Here is a 22,243-nt window from a genome sequence, read left to right as displayed (position 1 = left end):
CGTGACTGTCGCACGGCGCCCGCCCGGCCGTCACCCGGTTATGCCGTGGTGGCCGGTTCCCGTACCTGCCGCACCGCCGCGCCCACCGCCGTGCGCAGGGCGAGCGGGGCCGCCGCCGACCAGGCCTGGGGGGAGCAGGCGTGCGGGTAAGGGACGGGGCCCAGGCTGTCCTCGCGGTCGTAGCCCGCGATCACCTCGGCCAGCCGCCAGCCGCTGCGGGCGGCCACGTCCACGACCGCGCCGGCCACCGTACGGGCCTGCTCGTGCAGCCCGTACCGGGCCAGGCCCAGCGCCGCGACCGCGTTGTCGTGCGGCCACACTCCGCCCCGGTGGTAGGAGAGCGGGTGGTAGGCGCCCTGGCCGCCGGCCACGGTGCGGATGCCCCAGCCGGAGAAGAACGCGGGGGACAGCAGCCGGCCGGCCACCGCCTCGGCCCGCTCCCGGTCGAGGATGCCCGACCACAGCAGATGGCCCGCGTCCGAGCCGAGCGCGTCGGCGCGGCGGCCGGTGCCGTCCAGGGCGAGGGCCGGGAAGCGGTCGGCGGGCAGCCAGAAGTCGCGGAGAAAACGGTTTTGCAGACCGGCGGCCGTCTCCTCCAGCCGGTCCGCCCAGCCGGGGTCGTCCCACACGGTGCGGGCCAGGCGCGCGGTACGGATCAGGGCGTCGTAGGCGTACCCCTGGGCGGTGGCCGCGCTGATGACGCCCTTGGCGGGGGAGCCGTCGGCGAAGCAGATGGCGCGGGCGGAGTCCTTCCAGCTCTGGTTGGCCAGCCCGCCCTCGTCCGCGCGGTACCGCAGATAGCCGTGCTCCTCCAGGCCGCCGTCGGTGAGCATCCAGCGCACCGCCGCCCGCGCGTGCGCTTCAAGACGGGCGGCAGGTTCCGGGTCGTGGACGGCGGCGTACGCCTCCAGCAGCACCAGGAACAGCGGGGTGCTGTCGACCGAGCCGTAGTAGCGGTCGTACGGCACCTGCCGGAAGTGGGCCAGTTCGCCGTGGCGCACCTCGTGGACGATCTTGCCGGGCTGGGCGATGCGCGCCGGGTCCTCGGTGCGGGCCTGGGTGGCGGCCAGCGCCAGCAGGGTGCCGCGGGCCAGCTCCGGGCGCTCCCGGAGGGCGAAGAGCGAGGTGATGAGGGCGTGCCGCCCGAGCAGGGTGAGGAACCAGGGCACGCCGGCCGCCGGTACGGCGACGGTCTCGCCCTCGGGGCCGGTGGCGGCCATCCGCAGCCCGTCGAGGTCGGCCAGGCCCCGGGCGCAGGCCAGGTCGAGTTCCGGCCAGCCGGAGGACGCGGGCTCGTCCACGCCGGTCCTGTCCGTACCGGGCTGCTCCGGCAGCGCGGGGACGGGCCGGGGCGCGGGGGCGCCGTGCGGGCGGGCGGTGACCTTCAGCAGCAGTTCGGCGATGCCGTGCGGCGGCAGCCGCAGCACCCAGCACAGCCGCCGCGCCCCGCTGCCGGTCTCCTCGACGGCGTCGGGCGCGGGCTCGGCGGTGACGACGGTGCTCGCCTCCCAGTCCCGGCGCCGGTACCCGAACTCGACGCCGTCGGGGAGTAACCGGCGGGTGCGCACCGCGTGCGGTTTCTCGTACCAGCGGTGGTCGGAGCGCAGTTCGAACTGGTCGGCGAAGTCGGCGTCCACGGTGAGCGCCAGCAGGACGGTCGACTCCTCGCCCCGGTTGCTGCGCAGCCGCAGCCGTTCGGTGAAGGTGCCGGAGCCGACGGTCTGCCGCCGGAAGACGGTGTGCGCCGGTGCCTCGGCGCGGCTGCCCGGCCGGGTGACGACCGCGGTGGCGGTGGCGGTCAGCTCGTCCGAGGGCGGCACCAGGACGGTCGGGCTGCTGCCGTCGATCGTCAGCTGCCAGCGGCTGAGGTGCCGGGCGTCCCGCGCGAACAGGCCGTCGGGCCGGGCCCCGCGTTCGCCGGTGATGTCCCCCGAGGGACCCACCGCCGCGAAGGTCCCGTCATGGACGAGCTGTTGGTGATGCGTGGAGGTGGTCACGAAGCCCCCCTGCGGCATAGGGCCGCGGCTCGGTGTGTTCGGTTGTGGTGGTGCTCAGGCCCTCGGTGGCGCCCTGGGCCAGCAGGTCGATGGTGAGCGCGGCCGTCCAGCCGAACGCGCGGCTGCCCCGGGCCGCGCCGGTGTACGGGTCCACGTACTCGGTGAACCGCGAGTCGGTGGCGGCCCGCAGCATCGCGGTGCGCAGCGCGGCGGCGCGGCGGCGCGCCCCGTACCGGCGCAGGCCGCGTTCCAGGAGCCAGTTGACGTTGAACCAGGCGGGCCCGCGCCAGTAGCGGCTGGCGTCGAAGGCGGCGCCGGTGAGCGCGTAGCTGGGCACCAGGGCGGTGGCCGTGCCGAGGCCGAAGTGCGGCCCGGTCATGGTGGCGATGAGCGCGTCGCTGATGCTCTCGGGGAGCCCGGGGACGATCAGCGGGATCAGCCCGGCGGCGCTGCGCTCGCGCACCGGGGCGCCGGCGCGTACGTCGTAGCTGAAGAACTGGCCGGCCTCCTCGTCCCACAGCCGCTTGCGCAGCGCGGTGGTGGCGGTCTCGGCGCGCACCAGGTGGTCGGAGGGGTCCTCGCCGATCTCCATGGCGATCTCGGCGAGCGCGTGCTCGGAGGCGATGAGCAGCGCGTTGAAGGCCGGGTCCTCGACGGCGAAGGGGTGCGGGGCGAGGTCGTCGCGGTAGCCGTGGTCGCGGTAGTCGAGGGCGAGCCGGACGTACTTGCCGTAGTCGAGGTCGGTGGGCCGGTCGCAGGGCGCGCCGTGCGCGAGGTCGGCGCGGGTGAAGGAGCCGGGCGCGGCGGGCGGCACGGCGGCGAGCGGCTGGTCCCAGCTGGGGCTGTTGTCCATGCCGGATTCCCACGGATGGACGATGGCGGCGAGTCCGTGGCCGCCGAGGTCGCGGCGTTCGGTGAGGTAGCGCTGCCAGGCGACCAGCTTGGGGTGGACGCGGGCCAGGAAGCCGCGCCGCCGGGAGGTGTCGGGGTCGGCGCGGTGGACCAGCCAGGCGGCGAGCGCGTGGAGGGGTGGCTGGACGATGCCGGAGGTCTCGACGTGGCGGGGGGCGCCGGCTCCGGCGCCGCGTCCGGCCGTGGTGCTGTGCCAGAAGTCGGGGCTGGGGAAGTAGGCGGTCAGCGGCACCTCGGGGTTGAACACGATGTGCGGGATCCGGCCGTCACCCCACTGGGCGGCGAGCAGCGTCTCCAGTTCCTGCTGGGCGCGCAGGGACGACAGGTGGCGCTGTCCGATGGCGATGAACCCGGAGTCCCAGCTCCACTGGTGGGGGTAGAGGCCGCGCGAGGGCACGGTGGAGGAGCCGGTCCAGTTGTCGAGGAGTACGTGGCAGGCACCGTCGTAGGCGGAGATCGCGTCGGGGGTGAGGGGGTGGCGGGAGCTGGGCTGGTCGGCTCGTTCCACGTGTACTCCGGTGCAGGTCGGGGCCGCCGTTTTTGTCGAGGACACCGTAGAGTTACGTCTACTTAACACGCAAAAGTAGCGCTGTAATATCTCCATCACAAGATGAAGTGGCGAACGTCATCAGATCGCTACCGGAGACGGACCGGTGCCCATGAGCCAGCCCAAGCCCGCGACCCAGGCCAGCGCGGGGCATCTGCTGCGGCTGATCCGGCGGGGACAGGCGGGTACCCGGGGGGAGTTGCAGCGGGTCACCGGGCTGTCACGGTCCACTGTCTCCGCCCGTCTCGACCAGCTTTTCCGGGCCGGATGGGTGCGCGAGCACGCGGGTGATCCGGTGGCCGATCCGACCGGTGGGCGGCCCGCGGTCAGGCTGGAGTTCGACGGGTCGCACGCGGTGGTGCTGGTTGCCGATCTGGAGACCCGGCACGCGCGGGCGGCTGTCCTCGATCTGAACGGGGAGGTGCTGGCCGAGCACTCCGGGCGGCTGCTGATCGACGACGGCCCGGTGGTGGTGCTGGACCGGCTGGCGTCCTGGTTCGCGGAGCTGCTGACCAAGGCGGGGGCCGGTCTGGGGTTGGTGTGCGGGGTCGGGCTCTCGGTGCCGGGGCCGGTCGATTTCGGCTCGGGGGAGATCGTCCAGCCGCCGATGATGCCGGGCTGGGACGGCTTCCCGGTGCGCGAGGAGCTGCGGGCGGCGCTGGTGCGGCACGGCGGGGAGTCCGCGGCGGAGCGGCTGCCGGTGCTGATAGAGAACGACGCCAATGTGATGGCGTACGCCGAGCAGCGCCTGGGATTCCCGGACTGCTCGGCGTTTCTGCTGGTCAAGGTGGGGACCGGGATCGGTGCCGGGGTCGTGGTCGACGGGGAGATGTACCGGGGGATCGACGGCGGCGCCGGGGATATCGGGCACATCCGGCTGACCGGTTTCCCGGACGCGCTGTGCCGGTGCGGGTCCTACGGCTGTCTGGCGGCGGTGGCCAGCGGGCGGGCGCTGGCGGAGCAGCTGACGGCGGCCGGGGTGCCGGTGGCGTCGGGGTCCGGGGTGCGCGATCAGCTGGCGATCGGGCAGCCGGACGCGGTGCGCCTGGCGCGGGCGGCCGGGCGGCAGGTGGGGGAGGTGCTGGCCACGGTGGTGACCCTGCTGAACCCGGGGGTGCTGGTGATCGCCGGGGATCTGGCGGGGCCGCCGTTCCTGACCGGGGTGCGGGAGCTGCTGTACCAGCGGGCGATGCCGCGGATCACGGCGGAACTCCAGGTCGTGACGGGCCGGCTGGGGGACCGGGCGGGTCTGGCCGGGGCCGGGGCCATGGTCGTGGAGTACCTCTACGCGCCGGACCGGGCGGACGCGCGGCTGGCGGAGCTGGCGCGGGCGGGCGCGGCGCGGCAGGGCTGACCGGCCGGGACCGGGCGCCTTCTTTACTCAAACTTTCCCTGGAACCAGGTGTCGTTTCGCGGGGGTTGACACCCTCTCTGCCCCTTTTGTGCGGGTGCACTGCTCCACGTATGATGGAATAAGCGCTCAGATGAGCGTGCGCCGGGGTACTCTCCCGCTGTCAGGGCAGACAGCACCAGCCCCCGGATCCCGTCCGGGGGACCCTCCAAGGAGTCGAGTCTCGTGACACAGACCGTGGAACCACCCTCGATATCTCCCCCCTCGTCCCAGCCCACCCGCCCGGTGAAGTTCGTCTACGACTTCTCCGAGGGCGACAAGGACATGAAGGACCTGCTCGGCGGCAAGGGCGCCAACCTCGCCGAGATGACCCGGCTGGGCCTCCCCGTCCCGCCCGGCTTCACCCTCACCACCGAGGCGTGCCGGGCCTACCTCGCCACCGGCACCGAACCCGCCGGACTGCGCGACGAGGTGAGTGCGCACCTCGACGCGCTGGAGCGCCGGATGGGCAGGCGGCTCGGGCAGGGCGCCGACCCGCTGCTGGTGTCGGTGCGGTCCGGGGCCAGATTCTCGATGCCCGGCATGATGGACACCGTCCTCAACATCGGCCTGTCCGACACCTCGGTGACCGCCCTGGCCGACCGCTCCGGGGACGAACGGTTCGCCTGGGACTCCTACCGGCGCCTCATCCAGATGTTCGGCAAGACGGTCCTCGGCATCGACGGGGAACGCTTCGAACACGCCCTGGAGGAGGCCCGGCACACGGCCGGGGTCAGCAGCGACGTCGACCTGGACGCCGAACGGCTGCGCGCCCTGGTCACCACCTTCAAGGACCTGGTGCGCGACACGACGGGACACGACTTCCCCCAGGACCCGCGCACCCAGCTCGACCTCGCCGTCCGCGCCGTCTTCGCGTCCTGGAACGGCGACCGGGCGCGGCTGTACCGCCGCCAGGAGCGCATCCCCGACGACCTCGGCACCGCCGTCTCCGTCTGCGCCATGGTCTTCGGCAACCTCGGCCCCGACTCCGGCACCGGCGTCGCCTTCACCCGCGACCCGGCCACCGGACACCAGGGCGTGTACGGCGACTACCTCCCCAACGCCCAGGGCGAGGACGTGGTGGCCGGCATCCGCAACACCGTGCCGCTCGCCGACCTGGAGCGGATCGACCCCGCCTCCTACCGCGGGCTCCTGCGCATCATGGAGACGCTGGAGAACCACTACCGCGACCTGTGCGACATCGAGTTCACCATCGAACGCGGCACCCTGTGGATGCTCCAGACCCGGGTCGGCAAGCGCACCGCGGCCGCCGCGTTCCGCATCGCCACCCAGCTCCTCGACCAGGGCCTCATCGACGAGCCCGAGGCGCTGCGCCGGGTGACCGGGCCGCAGCTGGCCCAGCTGATGTTCCCGCGCTTCGACACGACGGCCGGGGACGCCGGCCGCACCGTGCTGGGCACCGGCCTCGCCGCCTCGCCCGGCGCGGCGGTCGGCGCGGCCGTCTTCGACGCGGCGACCGCGGTGGAACGGGCGGCGCGCGGCGAGGACGTCATCCTGGTGCGCCGCGAGACCAACCCCGACGACCTGGACGGGATGCTCGCCGCCCGCGGCATCCTCACCTCGCGCGGCGGCAAGACCTCGCACGCGGCCGTCGTGGCGCGCGGCATGGGCAAGACCTGCGTCTGCGGGGCCGAGGGCCTGCGGGTCGACACCGCCGGGCGCCGGTTCACCACGGCGGACGGCCAGGTGATCGAGGAAGGCGAGATCCTCTCCGTCGACGGCACCAGCGGCACCGTGTACCGGGGCCGGGTCCCGGTCGTCCCGTCCGCCGTCGTCGACTACTTCGAGCACGGCACGGGCGCCGGGGACGACGACCTGGTGCGCGCCGTGGACCGGATCATGCGGTACGCGGACCGGGTGCGGCGCCTCGGCGTACGCGCCAACGCCGACACGGTCGAGGACGCGGCGCGCGCCCGCCGGTTCGGGGCGGAGGGCATCGGGCTGTGCCGCACCGAGCACATGTTCCTCGGCGAGCGCCGGGCGCTGGTGGAACGGCTGATCCTCGCCGGGACGGACAGCGAGCGGGAGGCGGCGCTGGGCGCCCTGCTGCCGCTCCAGCGCGGCGACTTCGCCGACCTGTTCGCCGCGATGGACGGGCAGCCGGTGACCGTACGGCTGCTGGACCCGCCGCTGCACGAGTTCCTGCCGGACCTCACCGACCTGTCGGTGCGGGTGGCCACCGGAGACGACCCGCACGACCGGGAGCTGCTGCCCGCCGTGCGCCGGCTGCACGAGCAGAACCCGATGCTCGGGCTGCGCGGGGTGCGGCTGGGGCTGGTCGTCCCCGGCCTGTTCACCATGCAGGTACGCGCCATCGCCGAGGCCGCCGCCGACCGGCGCGCGGCCGGCGGGGACCCGCACGCGGAGATCATGATCCCGCTGGTGGGCACCGTGCGGGAACTGGAGATCGTCCGGGACGAGGCGGAGGCGGCCATCGCCGAGGTCGCGCGGCGGCGCGGCGTCGAACTGTCGCTCGCGCTGGGCACGATGATCGAACTGCCCAGGGCGGCGCTGACGGCCGGGCGCATCGCCGAGTGCGCCGACTTCTTCTCCTTCGGCACCAACGACCTCACCCAGACCGTCTGGGGGTTCTCCCGCGACGACGTGGAAGCCAGCTTCTTCTCCGCCTACCTGGAGAAGGGCATCTTCGGCGTCTCGCCGTTCGAGACGATCGACCGGGACGGCGTCGGCGCCCTGGTGCGCACGGCCGCCCGCGCCGGCCGGGCCACCCGCCCGCACCTGCACCTCGGCGTCTGCGGCGAACACGGCGGCGACCCCGAGTCGGTGCACTTCTTCGACGAGGTGGGCCTGGACTACGTGTCCTGCTCGCCCTTCCGCATCCCCGTGGCCCGTCTGGAAGCAGGCCGGGCGGCGACGGCGCGCACGCACGACGCGTAACGCGGCCCGAGCCACCGGGAGTCCCGCCACCCCGACCCTCACCCGGCGGACTTCCCGGCCCCTCACGGGGACCCCGGGGGCGGCGCCTGTGCGGAGGCGCCGCCCCCCTCTGTGCGTCCTGGCGGGCCCGGCGCGGTCGGGGGCGCCGCCGGGTGGGGCGGCTTGGTCAGCAGCGAAGGCGAGCTGGGCCGTTCGCTGATCCCCCCGTCCCCCGAGGCGCCGGGCACCCCCACCTTCCTGGACGGAGCGGCGGTCCGGCCAATCATTTCGGCGTACGCTGAAAAACCGAGGTCACACGCCTGGAGGTGCTCAGTGCTGCGCATCCATGTCACGGGGGAGGACCTGGCCCGGATACGCCTGGCGGACCGGCCGGATCCGATGTGGGAGACCGTGCTCAGTTCGCTCCGCTTCCGGGACCGGCGCGGCCCCGGCACCTACGGCCGGTGGCGGGAGCAGGCCCGGCACCGGTTACGGGCGCTGCCGCCCACCCTGCGCGCCCTCGTCCCCGTCGGCGGCTACTTCCCCGACTTCCTCACCCCGGTGGCGCCCGGCGGCAGCTGGGAGGAGCGGGTCGAGCTGCTGCGCTCCACCCCACGGCGCCGGCTGCGGGCCGACATGCTGACCCTGGACGCCGAGTCGCCCCAGGGCCTGCCCGGCTGGGTGCGCGCCCTGGCCGACGGGGAGCGGAAAGCCCTCGACCGGGTCGCCGACGACCTCGACCGCTACCACCGCGCCGCCATCGCCCCGGCCGCCCTGTGGGCCGCCGTCCAGACCCAGGTGGACGCCGACCGCGCCGTCCGCATCCGGCATCTGACTTCCGGCGGCGTCGAAGGACTGCTGCGCGGGCTGCGGCCCGTACTGCGCTGGGAGGACCCGGTGCTCACCGCCGACTACCCGGTGCCGCGCGAACTGCGGCTGGACGGCCGGGGGCTGCTGCTCATCCCCTCGTTCTTCTGCTGGCGCCATCCGGTGACCTTCTACGACGACGGGCCACGGCCCGTGCTGGTGTACCCCATCCAGCACACCGCGCCCGCCCCGCCGGCCGCCGCCGCGCTCGGCCGGCTGCTCGGCGGCACCCGCGCCCGGGTGCTGCGCTGCGTCGGACACGGCGCCACCACCGGCGACCTCGCCCGCCGGGCCGGGATCTCCGCCGCCTCCGCCAGCGAACACGCCGGAGTGCTGCGGGAAGCCGGGCTGCTGGTCTCGGTGCGGCGCGGCAACGAGGTGCTGCACACGCTCACCCCGCTCGGCACCGAACTGCTGCCGGCTTAGGGTCTGTCCGGCGGATCTTGGTGGGTCAGCCCTCGTCTCCCCCAGCCTCCGGCCGGGAGGTGCCCCCGGATGCGGTCAGCCGCAAGGCGGAGCGCCGTCCTCATACCGGGTCGTATGCGGACGAGGCGACAGCTCTGCTTCCAAGGGCTTTCAGCGGAGCAGAGACGAAGCGAAGCGAAGTGCGGCAGATGGCCGTAGCCGGGGGCACCTCCCAGCCGCCAGGCTGGGGGAGCGTCGAGGGCCCGCCAAGATCCGCCGGACAGACCCTCAGCCCGCCGCCCAGTGGTAGCGGCGCTCCGGACGCCCGGTGGCCCCGTACCGCAGCCGCACCCCGACCTGCCGGGTGGAGACGAAGTATTCGAGGTAGCGGCGCGCGCTCACCCGGGACAGCCCGCTGCGGGCCGCGCACTCGGCCGCCGACAGGTCCTCGGCCGCGCCGAGCGCGGCCAGCGTCGCCCGGATCAGCTCGGCCGTCTGCTCGGACAGGCCCTTCGGCAGCCGGGGCGGGGTACGGTGCGCCGCGCCGCCGAATACCCGGTCCACGTCGTCCTGCCCCGGTACCGCGATGGCCGCCAGTTCCCGGGAGCGGCGCGCGTAGTCGCGCAGCCGCTCGGCCAGCACCGGCGGGTCGAACGGCTTGATGATGTAGTGCACCGCCCCGCCGCGCAGCGCGCCGCGCACCGTCTCGGCCTCCCGGGCGGCGGTGATGACCAGGACGTCCACGTCCGAGTCCTCGTCCGCGCGCAGCTCGCGCAGCACGTCGAGGCCGCTCATGTCCGGCAGATAGATGTCCAGCAGGACGAGATCGGGCCGCAGCCCGCCGACCGCCGCCAGCGCCTCCGCGCCGGTACGGGCCTCGCCCACGACCGTGAACCCGGGCACCCGCTCCACCAGCTTGCTGTGCAGCCTGGCCACCATGAAGTCGTCGTCGACGACCAGCACCTTGATCACGGGGACACGGCTCCTTCCCGCTCGTCGTCGCGCGGCAGCCGGGCGGTGAAGACCGATCCGTCGACCGTGACGGAGCCGCCGCGCCGGGTGCACACCAGCCGGGTGATGGCCAGGCCCAGGCCCCGGCCGGCCGCCGGGGCGGTGGCCTTGGTGGTGAAGCCGTGCCGGAAGATCTCCTCGGCGAGTTCGGGGGCGACCCCCGGGCCCGAGTCGCGCACCGTGAGCCGGACCTCCGACGGGCCGGACGGGCCGGACGAGGCGGAGGAGCCGGACGGGCCGGGGCCGGTCTCGGTGAGGGTGATCTCCACCCAGCCGTCCCGGCCCGCGCCGCGCACCGCGTCCAGGGCGTTGTCCACCAGGTTGCCGACGACCGTCACCAGGTCGGAGGAGAGCGTCTCGGGCAGCGGACCCAGCGCGCTGCCGTCGGTGACCCGCAGGGCGGCGCCCTGCTCGGCGGCCAGCGACGCCTTGGCGATCAGCAGCGCCGCCAGCGACGGGTCGGCGATCTTGGAGATCACCTCGGCGGCCCGTTCGGTGTGCGCGCCGCTCACCCCGCGCACGTACCGCGCCACCTCCGGGTACTCGCGCAGCTCGACGAGCCCGGCGATGACATGGAGGTGGTTGGAGAACTCGTGCGCCTGGGCCCGCAGGGTGTCGGTGGCACTGCGGGTGGTCTCCAGCTGGTGCTGGAGTGCGGCTATTTCGGTCAGATCGCGCATGGTGGTCACCGAGCCGGCGTACTGGCCCCGGGTCATCAGCGGCATCCGGTTCAGGGTCAGCACCCGGTCGGCAGTGAACACTACCTGGTCGTGCCCGGCGGACCGCCCGCTCAGCACCTCGTGCAGCCGGGGCTCGACGCCCAGTTCGGCGAGGGTACGGCCCGGGGCGTCGCCCGGCAGCCGCAGCAGCGCCCGGGCCGTGTCGTTGACCAGGGTGACCCGCCCCTGCCGGTCCAGACCCAGCACCCCTTCCCTGATGCCGTGCAGCATCGCCTCCCGGTGCTCGGCGAGCGCTGTGATCGCCTCCGGCTCCAGGCCCAGCGTCTGCCGCTTGATGCGGCGGGCCAGCAGATAGGAGCCGAGCGCCCCCAGCGCGCTGGCGATGCCCAGATAGGCCAGCATCTGCGGGGCGGCGGCGGCGATCCGCTCGGTGAGGCTCTGGTAGTCGCGGCCCGCCGAGACGATGCCGAGCAGCCGGCCGTCCTCGCCGAAGACCGGGACGTGCGCCACCAGCGAGGTGTGGCCGCCCGCCGTGGTGATGCCGATCCAGGCCCGGCCGCCGAGCACGTGCGAGCCGCCCAGCGGCAGTTCGGCGCCGATCCGGCGCGGGTCGGCCGCCGTCAGGATCCTGCGGTCGGTGCCGGTGATCTCCACCGTCGAGGCGCTGGAGACGCTGCGGGCGTTCTCGGCGGCCGACATGAGGATGCCCTGCCGCCGGGAATCGGCCAGCCCCACCCGTACCGCGTCCTGGGCCGCGACCGTCTCGGCCACGCTCAGCAGCCGGCCGCCCTCCGCCCGCCGGAACTCGGCGTCCGCCTGCGCCACGGTGACCGCCGCGATCACCACGAGCACCACCACGATCAGCCCCAGCTGGAGCACCAGGAACTGGCCGGCCAGGGTGAGGCGGGGCCGTGTGCGGAGACGGCGCCGTACGGATATCACGGGCTCCGCCTCCCTTCTTCGGACATGCGCTGGTGTTGCATCCTAGGTACCTCAATGGCGACCGGCGGAAGGGCGGGCGGTGAGCACCTCGCGGCGGACCCTGCTCGCGGGCGGCGCGGGCGCGCTCGGCGGGCTGCTGCTCGGCACGGCGGGCTGCGCCGCCAGCGGCCCCGTACCCCACCACGAACTGCGGCTGATGGTGCCGAACACCCCCGGCGGCGGATACGACTACACCGCCCGCACGCTCGCCGTCACCCTCAGCGACACCGAGCTGGTGGACGCGGTCGAGGTGTTCAACCTGACCGGCGGCTCCGGCACGGTGGCGCTCACCCGGCTGGTGCACGAGGCGGGCAACGGCCGGCTGCTCCTCCAGATGGGCCTCGGCCTCGTCGGCAGCGTGAACACCCACGCCGAGCTGAACCCCACCCGCATCGCCGACGCCACCCCCGTCGCCCGCCTGATGGACGAGGCCGAGGCCGTGATCGTCGCCCCCGACTCCCCCTACCGCTCGCTGGCCGCGCTGATGACGGCCTGGCAGGACGGCGGCCTGCGGGCCGGCACCGGATCACGCCCCGGCGGCCCCGACCATCTGGCGCTCATGCTGACCGCCGAGGCCGCCGGGATCGCCCCCGCCGAGGTGCGGTACGCCGTGTACGACGGCGGCGGCGGGCTGCTCGCGGCGCTGCTCAGCCACGACGTGGACTTCGTCATGAGCGGCGTGAGCGAGTACCGGCACGCCATCGCCACCGGCGAACTGCGGGTCCTCGCGGTGACCGGGGAAGAGCGCCTCGCCGGGATCGACGCCCCCACCCTGCGCGAATCCGGCTTCGACCTCGCGGTCACCAACTGGCGCGGCCTGCTCGCCCCGCCCGGCCTGGCCGAAGGGGACCTGGCCGAGACCACCGCCGTCCTGGACGCGCTGCACGCCACCACGCAGTGGCGGCGCGCCCTGCGCGACAACGGGTGGAGCGACGCGTACCTGACCGGCGAGGACTTCGGCCGCTTCCTGGCGGCCGAGGACCGGCGGGTGGGGCGGCTGCTGCGCGCCTTCCCCGCCGGAACCGGCGGCGCCGGTCAGGCCTGAGGCCGGGCCGGCACCGGCGGCAGCGCCTCGTACCGCACGCCCGTCAGCTCCTCCGAACGCCGCCACAGCCGCTCGGCCGGCCCGTCCCGCCGCGTCCACGGCGCACGCCAGCCGGCACCGGGGCCGCCGCGCAGCCGCCGCCCGCCCAGCACGCTCGGCCCGGTGAAGGAGTCCGCCGCCACGTCCGGGGCGGTCGCCGCGTACAGGATCGGGGTGGCGCCCACCTCCGGGCCGGCCGCGAACAGCCGGTGGGCGGTGCGCGCGAGCCGCTGCCCCGTGCCCCCGTCGGCGCCGCGCGCCTCCTCGCCGCCCGGCTCCGTCTCCGCGAACCCGGGGTGGACGGCGGCGGCCAGCAGATCGGCGCCCGACGCCCGTGCCCGGCGGGCCAGCTCATGGGTGAACAGCAGATTCGCCGCCTTCGACCTGCTGTAGGCGCGCCACCTCCGGGAGCGGCGCTCCGGGTCCAGCACCCCGGCCCCGGCCAGGTGCAGCAGGCTGGAGACGGTCACCACCCGGGCGCCCGGCGTCGCCAGCAACTGGTCGAGGAGCAGCCCGGTGAGCGCGAACTGCCCCAGATGGTGCACCCCGAACTGCGTCTCGAAGCCGTCGGCCGTCCGCCCGTACGGGACGGCCCCCGGCCCCGCGTTGTTGATCAGGACATCCAGCGGCCGGTCGCCGTACCCGGCGGCGAAGGCCCGCACCGAGGACAGGTCCGCCAGGTCCAGCAGCCGCAGCTCCACCCGCGCCTCCGGCACCTGGGCCAGCAGCCGCTCCAGCGCCCGCGCCCCGCGCCGCCGGTCGCGGCAGGCGAGGATGACGTGCGCACCGCGGCGCGCCAGCTCCCGCGCCGCGACATGGCCGGGCCCCGCGCCCGCGCCGGTCACCACGATGGTGCGGCCCCGCAGGTCGGGGATGTCGCGTACCGTCCAGCCCATGTCTCCAGCGTAGGCCGTCCCTTCCGGGCCACCGGAAACCCGGAAGGGACGGCCCGCCGCCCTCAGACCGGGATCACCTGCGCCGGGCAGCGCAGCCGCCGGTCGTGTCCCACCGTCCGCTCCGGACCGGTGAGGGTGAGCGGCAGCGCGTGGCGGATGTCGCCGCTGGAGGCGCCCAGCCGCAGTTCGAGCGCGCCGGGATCGGTGACGCGGCGCCCCGGGGCCACCGTGTACGCGGCCAGATCGGCGTGGAAGGCGAACCGCACCCGGGCGGCGGCGCCGGGCGCCAGCTCCACCCGCGCGTAGCCGATCAGCCGGTTGACCGGGCGGACGACGGCGGCGACCGGATCGTGCAGATACAGCTGCACCACCTCCGTCCCCGCGCGATCACCCGTATTGGTGACGGTGACCTCGACGTCCGCCGTGCCGTCGGTGCCGGTGGCCGTGGTCGACAGCCGGGCACCGGTCCACTCGAAAGAGGTGTACGACAGTCCGTGCCCGAACGGGTACAGCGGGGTGGGGTCGAGGGAACTCTGGTCGCCTGCCCGGCCGAGCGGCGGCGCCAGATAGCCCGCCGGCTGCCCGCCGGGGTGGACGGGGACGCCGACCGGCAGCCGTCCCGACGGGTTGACCCGGCCCGACAGCACCCCGGCCACCGCCGGGCCTCCTTCCTCGCCGGGGAAGAACGCCTGCACGATCGCGGCGGCCCGCCCGGCCCAGCGGCCCAGCGCGTACGGCCGTCCGGTGAACAGCACCAGGACGACCGGCGGCCCGTCCGCGGCGCCGAGCAGCTCGTCCAGCAGGGCGCCCTGCCCCTCGGGCAGTTCCAGGTCGGGGGCGTCGCAGCCCTCGCCCGAGGTGCCGCGCCCGAACAGTCCTGAGCGGTCGCCGACGGCCACCACGATCACATCGGCGTCGCGGTCGGCCCCGGTGACGATCTCGGCGTCCGGGAGCTCGGCCCGCAGCGACTCCAGCAGGGTCGGCAGCGCGACCCCCAGCGGCAGCTCCGGGTACTCCAGGCCGACATGGCGCGGGAAGCTGTAGCAGCCGAGCATGGCCGCCGCCTCGTCGGCGAACGGGCCGGTCACCGCGATCTTCGCGCCCGGCGCCAGCGGCAGCGCCCCGGCACGGTGCTCCAGCAGCACCACGGACTCCTCGGCCAGCCGGCGCGCCGCGTCCCGCAGGACCGGCGGGTCGAGATCGATGGTGCGGCCCTCGCGCACGGCGGGCGGCTCGGGCGTCCAGTCCGGGTCGAGCAGCCCCAGTTCCGCCTTCTGGGTCAGCACCCGCAGCACCGAGCGGTCCACCAGCGACTCGGGCACCTCCCCGGACCGCACGGCCTTCAGCAGCGGGATGCCGTACGCGCGGACCGCCGGCAGCTCCACGTCCACCCCGGCGCTCAGCGCCCGGACCGCCGCCTCGGCCGGGGAACCGGCCACCCCGTGGCTGGTCTCCAGGAACGTGACGCCGAAGTAGTCGGAGACCACCGTGCCGGTGAACCCCCACTCCTCGCGCAGCAGCTGGGTCAGCAGCCAGGAGTCGCCGTGCGATGGCACCCCGTCCAGATCGACGTAACTGGCCATCACCGAGCGGGCACCGCCCTCGCGCAGCCCCATCTCGAACGGCGGCAGCACCACATCGGCCAGCTCGCGCGGCCCCATGCCGACCGGGGCGTGGTTGCGGGCGCCGCGCGAGGACGCGTAGCCGGCGAAGTGCTTGAGGGTGGCCACGACTCCGGCCGACTCCAGGCCGCGCACATAGCCGGTGGCGATGGTGGCCACCAGATACGGGTCCTCGCCGATGGTCTCCTCGGTGCGCCCCCAGCGCGGGTCGCGCACCACGTCGAGCACCGGGGAGAGGCCCTGGTGGATGCCGACATCCCGCAGCGAGGCGCCGATCAGCCCGGCGGCCTCCTCCACCAGGTCCGGGTCGAAGGTCGCGCCCCAGGCCAGCGGGGTGGGCAGCACGGTGGCCTGCCAGGCGGTGAAGCCGGTCAGGCACTCCTCGTGCGCGAGCGCCGGGATGCCGTGCCGGTTGGCGCCGGCGATCCTGCGCTGCTCGGCGGCCAGCGAACGGGCGCGCTCGGCGGGATCCACGGGTGCCGTGCCGAACGGCCGGGTCAGCTGGCCCAGGCCGTGCGGCAGCAGGGCGTCCAGGTCCATGTCGGGTTCGGTGAGCAGGCCCTGCAACGGGGCGACGTCCTCCCCGTCACCGTCCGAACCGGGCCAGATGCTGCTGAGCTGGGCCAGCTTCTCCTCCAGGGTGAGGCGGCCGAGGAGATCGGCGGCGCGTTCGGCGGCCGGACGGGACGGGTCCTGCCACGTCTGCTGCTCCATGAGGGCTCAGGTCTCCTTGTCGTGGTGCGGGGGCGCGGGACGCGCGGCGGCCGGTCAGCGGCCGCCGACGCCCATCAGGCCGTTGATCAGCTGGCGGCGGGCGAAGAGGTAGGCGGTGAAGATCGGCACGATGGACAGCACGACGGCGGCCAGCAGCGCGGGGATGTCCACCCGGAACTCGCCGATGTAGTCGTACAGGCCCAGCGTCAGCACCCGGTTCTCCCGCGACTGGGTGAGGATCAGCGGGAACAGGAAGCCGTTCCAGGCGCCGAGGGCGGAGAACACGCCGACGGTGGAGATGCCGCCCCGGGTCATCGGCACCACCAGCTGCCACAGCACCCGGGCCGGGCCCGCGCCGTCCAGCGCCATCGACTCGTACTGCTCCTCCTCGATGTCGCGCATCGAGCCGACGAGGATCAGCACGCTGACGGGCAGGGAGAACGCGGCCGTCGGCAGGATGACCGCCAGCAGCGTGTCGTACAGCTGGAGTTCGGTGATGATCAGATAGATCGGGATGATCACCGCCTGGGACGGGATCGCGAGCCCCAGCAGGAAGATCTGGAACACCCGCCGGGAGAGCCGGGTCCGGGTGCGGATCACGCTGTACGCGACGGTGACGGCCAGCACGATCACGATCGCCGCGCAGGCGACCGTGACGATCAGCGTGTTGAGCAGATAGCGCGGGAAGTCGCCCTCCAGGACCCGGCGGTAGCTGTCCAGCGTGAACTCGCCGGGCAGGGAGAGCGGACCGTTCTCCAGATAGGAGGAACGGGACTGCACGGTGGAGGCCACCAGGATGTACAGCGGCACGGCCACGATGACCAGCCACAGGACGGCGGCGGCCCCGGCCGGGATGTTGGCGCGCCGGTGCGCGGGCTTGCTCATATCCCCTCCCGGGTGCTGCGCATCTTGCTGAAGCCGGTGAGCCGTACCAGGAGCAGCGACACGGCGGTGGCGGTGATGACGAGGGCGGTGGCCACGGCACTGGCGTAGCCGAGGTCGAAGGCCTGGAAGCCGGTGCGGTACATCAGGAACGGCACGATGGTGGTCGCGTCGCCCGGACCGCCGCGGGTCAGGATCAGCACGGTGTCGAAGTAGGTGAGCGCGCCGACGACCATCAGCACCGAGGAGGTGACGACGGTGTTGCGCAGCTGGGGGAGGGTGATGGAGAAGAACTGGCGTACGGTGCCGGCGCCGTCGAGGGCGGCGGCGTCGTAGAGCGACTGCGGGATCTGCCGGGCGCCGCCCTGGTACAGGAGCGTGTGCAGCGGGATGAACTGCCAGGCCGTGACGAAGAGGACGGCGGCGAACGCGCCGCGCGGCGACCCCAGCAGATCGGCCGAGGACAGGTTCAGCCAGTCGGCGATCTGCGCGTTGAGCCCGAGGTTGGGGTCGAAGATCGTCTTCCAGAGCAGGGCGAGCGCCACCGAGGAGGCGAGCAGCGGGAGGAAGAAGATCGCGGAGAGCAGGGCGCGGGTACGCTGCCGGCCCGCCGCCCACACGCCCAGCAGCAGGGCGATGGGGGTCTGGAAGAGCCAGGTGAGGACGGTGAGCAGCAGGCTGAGCCCGATCGCCTGCCGCATCGCGTCGTCGTTCCACAGCCGGGACCAGTTGTCGGTGCCGGTCCAGGAGGGGTTGCTGAGGCCGTCCCACTGGGTGAAGGACAGATAGCCGACGATGAGCATCGGCGCGGCGGCGAAGAAGAGGAAGTACAGCAGGCCGGGGACCGCCCAGGCGATGCCCGGGCGGCCGGTGCGGCGTCGGGGGGCGGTGGTCACGTGAGCCGTCCCGCCTAGAGGTCCTGCATGGCGGCGACGAAGTCCTCGGGGCTCAGCTGGCCGCCGAACAGCTTCTCGATGTTGTCGTGCAGGGCGGGTGCCTTGCCGGGCGGCAGCGCCTGGTCCCAGGAGAGGGTGAAGGACGGCGCCTCGGCCACCATGTCGTACTGGAAGCGGGCGAACTCCGGGCTGGCGTGCGAGTCCAGCAGGCTCTCGGCGTTGGCGGTGGTGGGGATGTCGCCGTTGTCGATCAGGGCCTGGGCGTACTCGGGCTCGGCGTGCATCCGCAGGAAGTCCAGGGCGGCGTCCAGGCGTTCGCCCTCGACCTGGGAGTTGATCGACCAGTAGTTGGTGGGGTTGCCCACCAGGGCGCCCGGGTCACCGGTGCCGTCCGGGACGGTCGGGAAGGCCGCCCAGCCCAGGTCCTCGGCGGCGAACTCGGGCTGCTGGGACAGCTGGTTGGCGTACTCCCAGCTGCCCATGAGGTGCATCACGCCGCCGCCCTGGGCGAAGAAGGTGGAGGCGCCGTCGGCGGTGTAGTTGACGGAGCGGAAGTTGTTGCCGAACGTACCGGCGTCCACCAGCTCCTTGACGGTGTCGGCCATCCAGCGCACGGCCGGGTCGGACCAGGCGCTCGCGTCGCCGTTGCGGATCCGGTCGAAGATCTCGGCCCCGCCGCGCCGGTCGAGCAGGTACTCCAGCCACATCAGCTCGGTCCACGGGTCGGCACCGGCGACGACGGCCGGGACGGTGTCGCGGTCCAGGAAGACATCGATGACGTGCAGCATGTCGTCCCAGGTGGCGGGCGGTTCGACGCCGGCCTCGGCGAAGGCGGTCTTGTTGTAGAAGAGGATGACGGGCTGCACACCGCGCATGGGTATGCCGTAGTAGCGCCCGTCGACGGAGCCCGCGTCCAGGATGGTGGGGATGAAGGCGTCCTTGAGTTCGGGCTCGTCCTCCAGGATGGGCGTGAGGTCGACCAGCATGTCCTGCTCGACGAAGTCGGCGATGGAGCCGCCGCCCCAGTTGAAGAAGACATCGGGCGCGTTGGGGCTGCCCATGGCGGTGCGCATCCGGTCGGTGTAGTTGTCGCCGGGGATCTGCACGAGATCGATCTTGATGTCGGAGGTCTCGTTGAACTTCTCGACGAACTCTTCCTGGATGACGGTCGAGCCGTCCTGATAGACCCACACGGAGAGGGTGTCGCCCCCGCCGCGGCTCGGTCCGCTGCTGCCGCAGGCGGCCAGAGTGGTCGTCGCCACGGCGCAGGCCGCCGTGGCGGCGAGGACACGCAGGGTACGGATACGCATCGCACACCTTCCGGAAAGTCGCCGAAAATTATCGGAGCAAGTGCCGAAGAAAGTTACGGCGGTGGGGCGTTGGCGTCAACGGTTTGCACATGACTCCCTGGCGGGAGGACGCCGGGACGGGGCGCGGGGCGTCCCGGAAGCGTCCCGGAAGCGGACCGGAACGCCACGGGTGGCAGGATCACCGGCACCACCACCGGCGGCGTACCGCCGGACACCCGACCCGACTGAGGAGGCCACCGTGCTGTTCGTGCTCAGGCTGCGCTACACGGCGACGGAGGAGGACGCCGCGCCCTTCGTCGCGGGCCACGTCGCCTTCCTGGAACGGCACCACCGGACGGGCACGTTCCTGCTCTCCGGCCAGACCGTGCCCACCTCCGACGGCGGGGTGATCCTCGCCCACGGCCCGGACCTCGCGGCCATGGAGCGGCTGACCGCCGAGGACCCCTTCGTGGCGAACGGCGCGGCGGCGTACACCATCACGGCCGTCACCCCGGGCCGCGCCCACCCGGCTCTGACCGAGGCACTGACCCGCCCCGGCGACTGACCGCCCGGCCCGGGCCGGGACGCACGTCGATCCGGCCCGGCCGCCCGCCGGGCCTGCCGCCCGCCGGGCCCCGGCTCAGCGCACCGCGGGCGGGGCCGTGCTGGCGCGGACGACCAGTTCCGTGGCCAGTTCCAGGCGGGGGGAGTCCACCTCGCCGCCCCGGGCCTGGCGCAGGACCGTGCGGGCCGCCATCTTGCCCATGTCGGCCAGGGGTTGCCGCACCGTGGTCAGGGGCGGCGCCGCCCACCGCATCTCGGGGAGGTCGTCGAAGCCGACGACGCTCACGTCCTGCGGAACGCGCAGCCCCTTGCGGCGCAGTGCCTCGATCGCGCCGAGCGCCATCTGGTCGCTGGCCGCGAACACCGCGGTCGGCGGCTCGGGCAGCGCCATGAGCGTCTCGCAGCCGGTGAAGCCCGACTCGTGGTAGAAGTCGCCCGGCGCGATCAGCGCGTCCTCCACGGGTATCCCGGCGCTCTCCAGCGCCGCCCGGTAGCCGTCGAGCCGGGCGCGGCTGCACAGCAGCCGGGGCGGGCCGGCGATCAGTCCGATGCGGCGGTGGCCGAGTTCCAGCAGGTGCTCGGTGGCGGCCATGCCGCCGGCCCAGTTGGTGGCGCCGATCGTCGGCGCGTCCAGGGCGGGGGAGCCGGCCGGGTCGATGACCACCAGGGGGACGCCGAGCCGGTGGAGTTCCTTGTGCAGGACCGGCTCCAGGGCGCTGGTGACCAGGATGACGCCGTCGGAGGCGCGGGCCCGCAGGTTCTTCATCCACTGGCGGGCGGCGCCGGCCCGGTCGTGGATGGCGGAGACGACGGTGCCCACCCCGGACGCGTGCGCGACCTCCTCGACGCCCCGGATGATCTCCACCGCCCAGGGGCTGTCGAGGTCGTTGAAGACGAGGTCGAGCAGTGCCGCCCGGTCGCCGGGGGCCACGGTACGGCGCCGGTAGCCGTAACTCCGCAGCAGCTCCTCCACCCGCGCCCGGGTGTCGGGCGCGACGTCGGAGCGGCCGTTGACCACCCGGGAGACGGTGGGCACCGAGACGCCGGCCTCGCGGGCGATGGCTGTGATGGTGACCTTGCGCCGACCCTCGCCCTGGTCCTTGTTGCCGCCCATGTTCCCTACTTTCTGCCGCCGGCCGACTCCCGCCGGAAGTTTTTCAACATTATTCCGGAAGGGTTGACGCCCACCATGGTCCCCCTTACAACGGTCCCGTCAGCCTGCGGGGGCATGACAATGGGAAGGGACGGCCATGTTTTCCCACCTGCGCAGAGCCGCGGTCGTCGTCGCCACCGGGGTCCTGCTCTCCGGTGCGGCGCTGCACGGCGGCGCACAGGCAGCTCCGACGACGACGGGTGAGGCGCCATCGGCTCAGCTGGCGACCTTACGCGAAGCGGCGTCAACAAGCGGTAAATTCATCGGGACGGCGGTCGCCGACCACCGGCTGAGCGACGCCACCTACAGCGGGATCGCGGCGCGCGAGTTCAACAGCGTCACCGCCGAGAACGTCATGAAGTGGGAGTCCATCCAGCCGCAGCGCGGCTCGTTCAACTGGGCGGGTCCCGACCGGCTGATGCAGTTCGCGCAGGCCAACGACCAGCAGGTGTACGGGCACACCCTGGTGTGGCACAGCCAGATGCCGGGCTGGCTGGCGAACGGCAACTTCGGCGCCACCGAGATGAACCAGATCATGAACACCCACATCTCCACGGTGATGGGCCGCTACCAGGGCCAGATCAACCGCTGGGACGTGGTGAACGAGGCGTTCAACGAGGACGGGACGCTGCGCAACTCCAAGTGGCTCCAGGTGCTCGGCCGGGACTACATCGCCAACGCCTTCCGGGCGGCGCGGGCGGCCGACCCCAACGCGAAGCTGTTCATCAACGACTACAACACCGACGGCATCAACGCGAAGAGCACCGGCCTCTACAACCTGGTGCGGGACCTGCGCGCCCAGGGAGTGCCGATCGACGGGGTGGGCTTCCAGTCGCACCTCATCCTGGACCAGCTGCCCAGTGACTACCAGGCCAACCTCCAGCGGTTCGCCGATCTGGGCGTCGAGGTGGTGGTCACCGAGCTGGACATCCGGATGCAGATGCCGTCCGACGCGGCCAAGCTGGAGCGCCAGTCCCAGCAGTTCGCGCGCGTCGTGCAGGCGTGTCTGAACGTCTCGCGCTGCTCGGGCGTCACCGTCTGGGGCTTCAGCGACCGGGACTCGTGGGTGCCGGGCACGTTCCCGGGCGAGGGCGCGGCACTGCCGTACGACGACAACTACCAGCCCAAGCCCGCCTACAACGGGATCCTGACGGCCCTCGGCGGCACCCCGGGCGGCGGTGACCCGGGGGGCCCGGGCCCCGGCGCGGACTGCACGGCCGCCTACCAGGTGGCCAACCGGTGGAACGCCGGCTCGGTGGTGGACGTCCGGGTGACCGCGCGCCAGGCGCTCAACGGCTGGGCGGTGACCTTCTCCCTCCCGGCCGGGGAGTCGGTGACCAGCCACTGGAACACCCAGCTCACCCAGTCCGGGACGACGGTGACCGCCCGCAACGTCGCCCACAACGCGACGATCCCGGCGGGCGGCAGTCTGAACTTCGGGTTCCAGACCAACAG

At 73.6% G+C, this 22,243-nt stretch carries 16 protein-coding genes; 6 read left to right on the top strand and 10 right to left on the bottom strand.

The features are described from left to right. Window positions 1-38: 38 nt before the first annotated feature. Together ACFV5N_RS02750 and ACFV5N_RS02745 are read right to left on the bottom strand one after the other, a co-directional pair. On the bottom strand, window positions 39-2,015 hold the full coding sequence (locus ACFV5N_RS02750) for a glycogen debranching N-terminal domain-containing protein (RefSeq protein WP_385593100.1): 1,977 nt from the start codon (window positions 2,013-2,015) through the stop codon (window positions 39-41). Further along, complete coding sequence (locus tag ACFV5N_RS02745) at window positions 1,960-3,417, bottom strand: trehalase family glycosidase (RefSeq protein WP_385593097.1); 1,458 nt, start codon at window positions 3,415-3,417, stop codon at window positions 1,960-1,962. The genes ACFV5N_RS02750 and ACFV5N_RS02745 overlap by 56 nt, the downstream gene beginning before the upstream one ends. A gap of 151 nt (window positions 3,418-3,568) precedes the next feature. On the opposite strand from ACFV5N_RS02745, the gene ACFV5N_RS02740 reads away from it, so the two are divergent. The 3 genes from ACFV5N_RS02740 (at window position 3,569) to ACFV5N_RS02730 (ending at window position 9,037) form a co-directional block, all read left to right on the top strand. Then, the gene (locus ACFV5N_RS02740) at window positions 3,569-4,810 is read left to right on the top strand and encodes an ROK family protein (RefSeq protein ID WP_385593096.1); all 1,242 of its coding nucleotides are present in this window, start codon (window positions 3,569-3,571) and stop codon (window positions 4,808-4,810) included. A 282-nt stretch (window positions 4,811-5,092) separates the two neighbouring features. Continuing rightward, entirely contained in the window at window positions 5,093-7,765 is a 2,673-nt protein-coding gene (gene ppdK / locus ACFV5N_RS02735) for a pyruvate, phosphate dikinase (protein WP_385593144.1), read from the top strand. Between the two features lie 312 nt (window positions 7,766-8,077). Beyond that, complete coding sequence (locus ACFV5N_RS02730; RefSeq protein WP_385593094.1) at window positions 8,078-9,037, top strand: ArsR/SmtB family transcription factor; 960 nt, start codon at window positions 8,078-8,080, stop codon at window positions 9,035-9,037. A 267-nt stretch (window positions 9,038-9,304) separates the two neighbouring features. On the opposite strand, the gene ACFV5N_RS02725 is transcribed toward ACFV5N_RS02730, so the two are convergent. After that, window positions 9,305-9,988, bottom strand: coding sequence for a response regulator (locus ACFV5N_RS02725; protein ID WP_385593092.1), 684 nt, complete (start codon window positions 9,986-9,988; stop codon window positions 9,305-9,307). Continuing rightward, complete coding sequence (locus tag ACFV5N_RS02720; RefSeq protein ID WP_385593090.1) at window positions 9,985-11,649, bottom strand: ATP-binding protein; 1,665 nt, start codon at window positions 11,647-11,649, stop codon at window positions 9,985-9,987. The genes ACFV5N_RS02725 and ACFV5N_RS02720 overlap by 4 nt, the downstream gene beginning before the upstream one ends. 79 nt (window positions 11,650-11,728) lie before the next feature. Between ACFV5N_RS02720 and ACFV5N_RS02715 the strand changes: the two genes are divergently transcribed. Further along, entirely contained in the window at window positions 11,729-12,733 is a 1,005-nt protein-coding gene (locus tag ACFV5N_RS02715) for a Bug family tripartite tricarboxylate transporter substrate binding protein (protein WP_385593087.1), read from the top strand. Here the strand turns inward: ACFV5N_RS02715 and ACFV5N_RS02710 are convergent. From ACFV5N_RS02710 to ACFV5N_RS02690, 5 genes are all read right to left on the bottom strand, one after another. Next, window positions 12,724-13,668 carry an oxidoreductase gene (locus tag ACFV5N_RS02710; protein WP_385593084.1) on the bottom strand — a complete coding sequence of 315 codons (945 nt, stop codon included), beginning with the start codon at window positions 13,666-13,668 and terminating at the stop codon, window positions 12,724-12,726. The two genes, ACFV5N_RS02715 and ACFV5N_RS02710, sit on opposite strands and share 10 nt — an antisense overlap. 62 nt (window positions 13,669-13,730) lie before the next feature. Further along, window positions 13,731-16,004: a glycoside hydrolase family 3 N-terminal domain-containing protein gene (locus ACFV5N_RS02705; protein WP_385593082.1), complete on the bottom strand. Its 2,274-nt coding sequence runs from the start codon at window positions 16,002-16,004 to the stop codon at window positions 13,731-13,733. A 54-nt stretch (window positions 16,005-16,058) separates the two neighbouring features. Then, window positions 16,059-16,889 carry a carbohydrate ABC transporter permease gene (locus tag ACFV5N_RS02700; protein WP_385593080.1) on the bottom strand — a complete coding sequence of 277 codons (831 nt, stop codon included), beginning with the start codon at window positions 16,887-16,889 and terminating at the stop codon, window positions 16,059-16,061. Then, complete coding sequence (locus tag ACFV5N_RS02695; protein WP_385593077.1) at window positions 16,886-17,782, bottom strand: carbohydrate ABC transporter permease; 897 nt, start codon at window positions 17,780-17,782, stop codon at window positions 16,886-16,888. The genes ACFV5N_RS02700 and ACFV5N_RS02695 overlap by 4 nt, the downstream gene beginning before the upstream one ends. A 14-nt stretch (window positions 17,783-17,796) precedes the next feature. After that, window positions 17,797-19,092, bottom strand: coding sequence for an extracellular solute-binding protein (locus ACFV5N_RS02690; protein ID WP_385593074.1), 1,296 nt, complete (start codon window positions 19,090-19,092; stop codon window positions 17,797-17,799). Between the two features lie 238 nt (window positions 19,093-19,330). Between ACFV5N_RS02690 and ACFV5N_RS02685 the strand changes: the two genes are divergently transcribed. After that, window positions 19,331-19,636: a YciI family protein gene (locus ACFV5N_RS02685; RefSeq protein ID WP_385593071.1), complete on the top strand. Its 306-nt coding sequence runs from the start codon at window positions 19,331-19,333 to the stop codon at window positions 19,634-19,636. A gap of 75 nt (window positions 19,637-19,711) precedes the next feature. Here ACFV5N_RS02685 and ACFV5N_RS02680 read toward each other — a convergent pair whose 3' ends face one another. Further along, complete coding sequence (locus ACFV5N_RS02680; RefSeq protein ID WP_385593068.1) at window positions 19,712-20,749, bottom strand: LacI family DNA-binding transcriptional regulator; 1,038 nt, start codon at window positions 20,747-20,749, stop codon at window positions 19,712-19,714. 136 nt (window positions 20,750-20,885) lie between these two features. On the opposite strand from ACFV5N_RS02680, the gene ACFV5N_RS02675 reads away from it, so the two are divergent. Continuing rightward, the coding region (locus tag ACFV5N_RS02675) for an endo-1,4-beta-xylanase (protein WP_385593065.1) at window positions 20,886-22,243 on the top strand (1,358 nt) is incomplete at its 3' end.

It is taken from the genome of Streptomyces sp. NPDC059853 (genome assembly GCF_042731495.1).
Classification (GTDB): Bacteria; Actinomycetota; Actinomycetes; order Streptomycetales; family Streptomycetaceae; genus Streptomyces.
This window is presented reverse-complemented; position numbering and strand designations above follow the sequence as displayed.

Excerpts from the sequence above, each read along its gene's own strand:
- ACFV5N_RS02750 (WP_385593100.1), bottom strand. The coding sequence starts at position 2,015 with ATGCCGCAGGGGGGCTTCGTGACCACCTCCACGCATCACCAACAGCTC.
- ACFV5N_RS02680 (WP_385593068.1), bottom strand. The coding sequence starts at position 20,749 with ATGGGCGGCAACAAGGACCAGGGCGAGGGTCGGCGCAAGGTCACCATC.
- ACFV5N_RS02710 (WP_385593084.1), bottom strand. The coding sequence starts at position 13,668 with ATGGGCTGGACGGTACGCGACATCCCCGACCTGCGGGGCCGCACCATC.
- ACFV5N_RS02740 (WP_385593096.1), top strand. The coding sequence starts at position 3,569 with ATGAGCCAGCCCAAGCCCGCGACCCAGGCCAGCGCGGGGCATCTGCTG.
- ACFV5N_RS02700 (WP_385593080.1), bottom strand. The coding sequence starts at position 16,889 with ATGAGCAAGCCCGCGCACCGGCGCGCCAACATCCCGGCCGGGGCCGCC.
- ACFV5N_RS02705 (WP_385593082.1), bottom strand. The coding sequence starts at position 16,004 with ATGGAGCAGCAGACGTGGCAGGACCCGTCCCGTCCGGCCGCCGAACGC.
- ACFV5N_RS02690 (WP_385593074.1), bottom strand. The coding sequence starts at position 19,092 with ATGCGTATCCGTACCCTGCGTGTCCTCGCCGCCACGGCGGCCTGCGCC.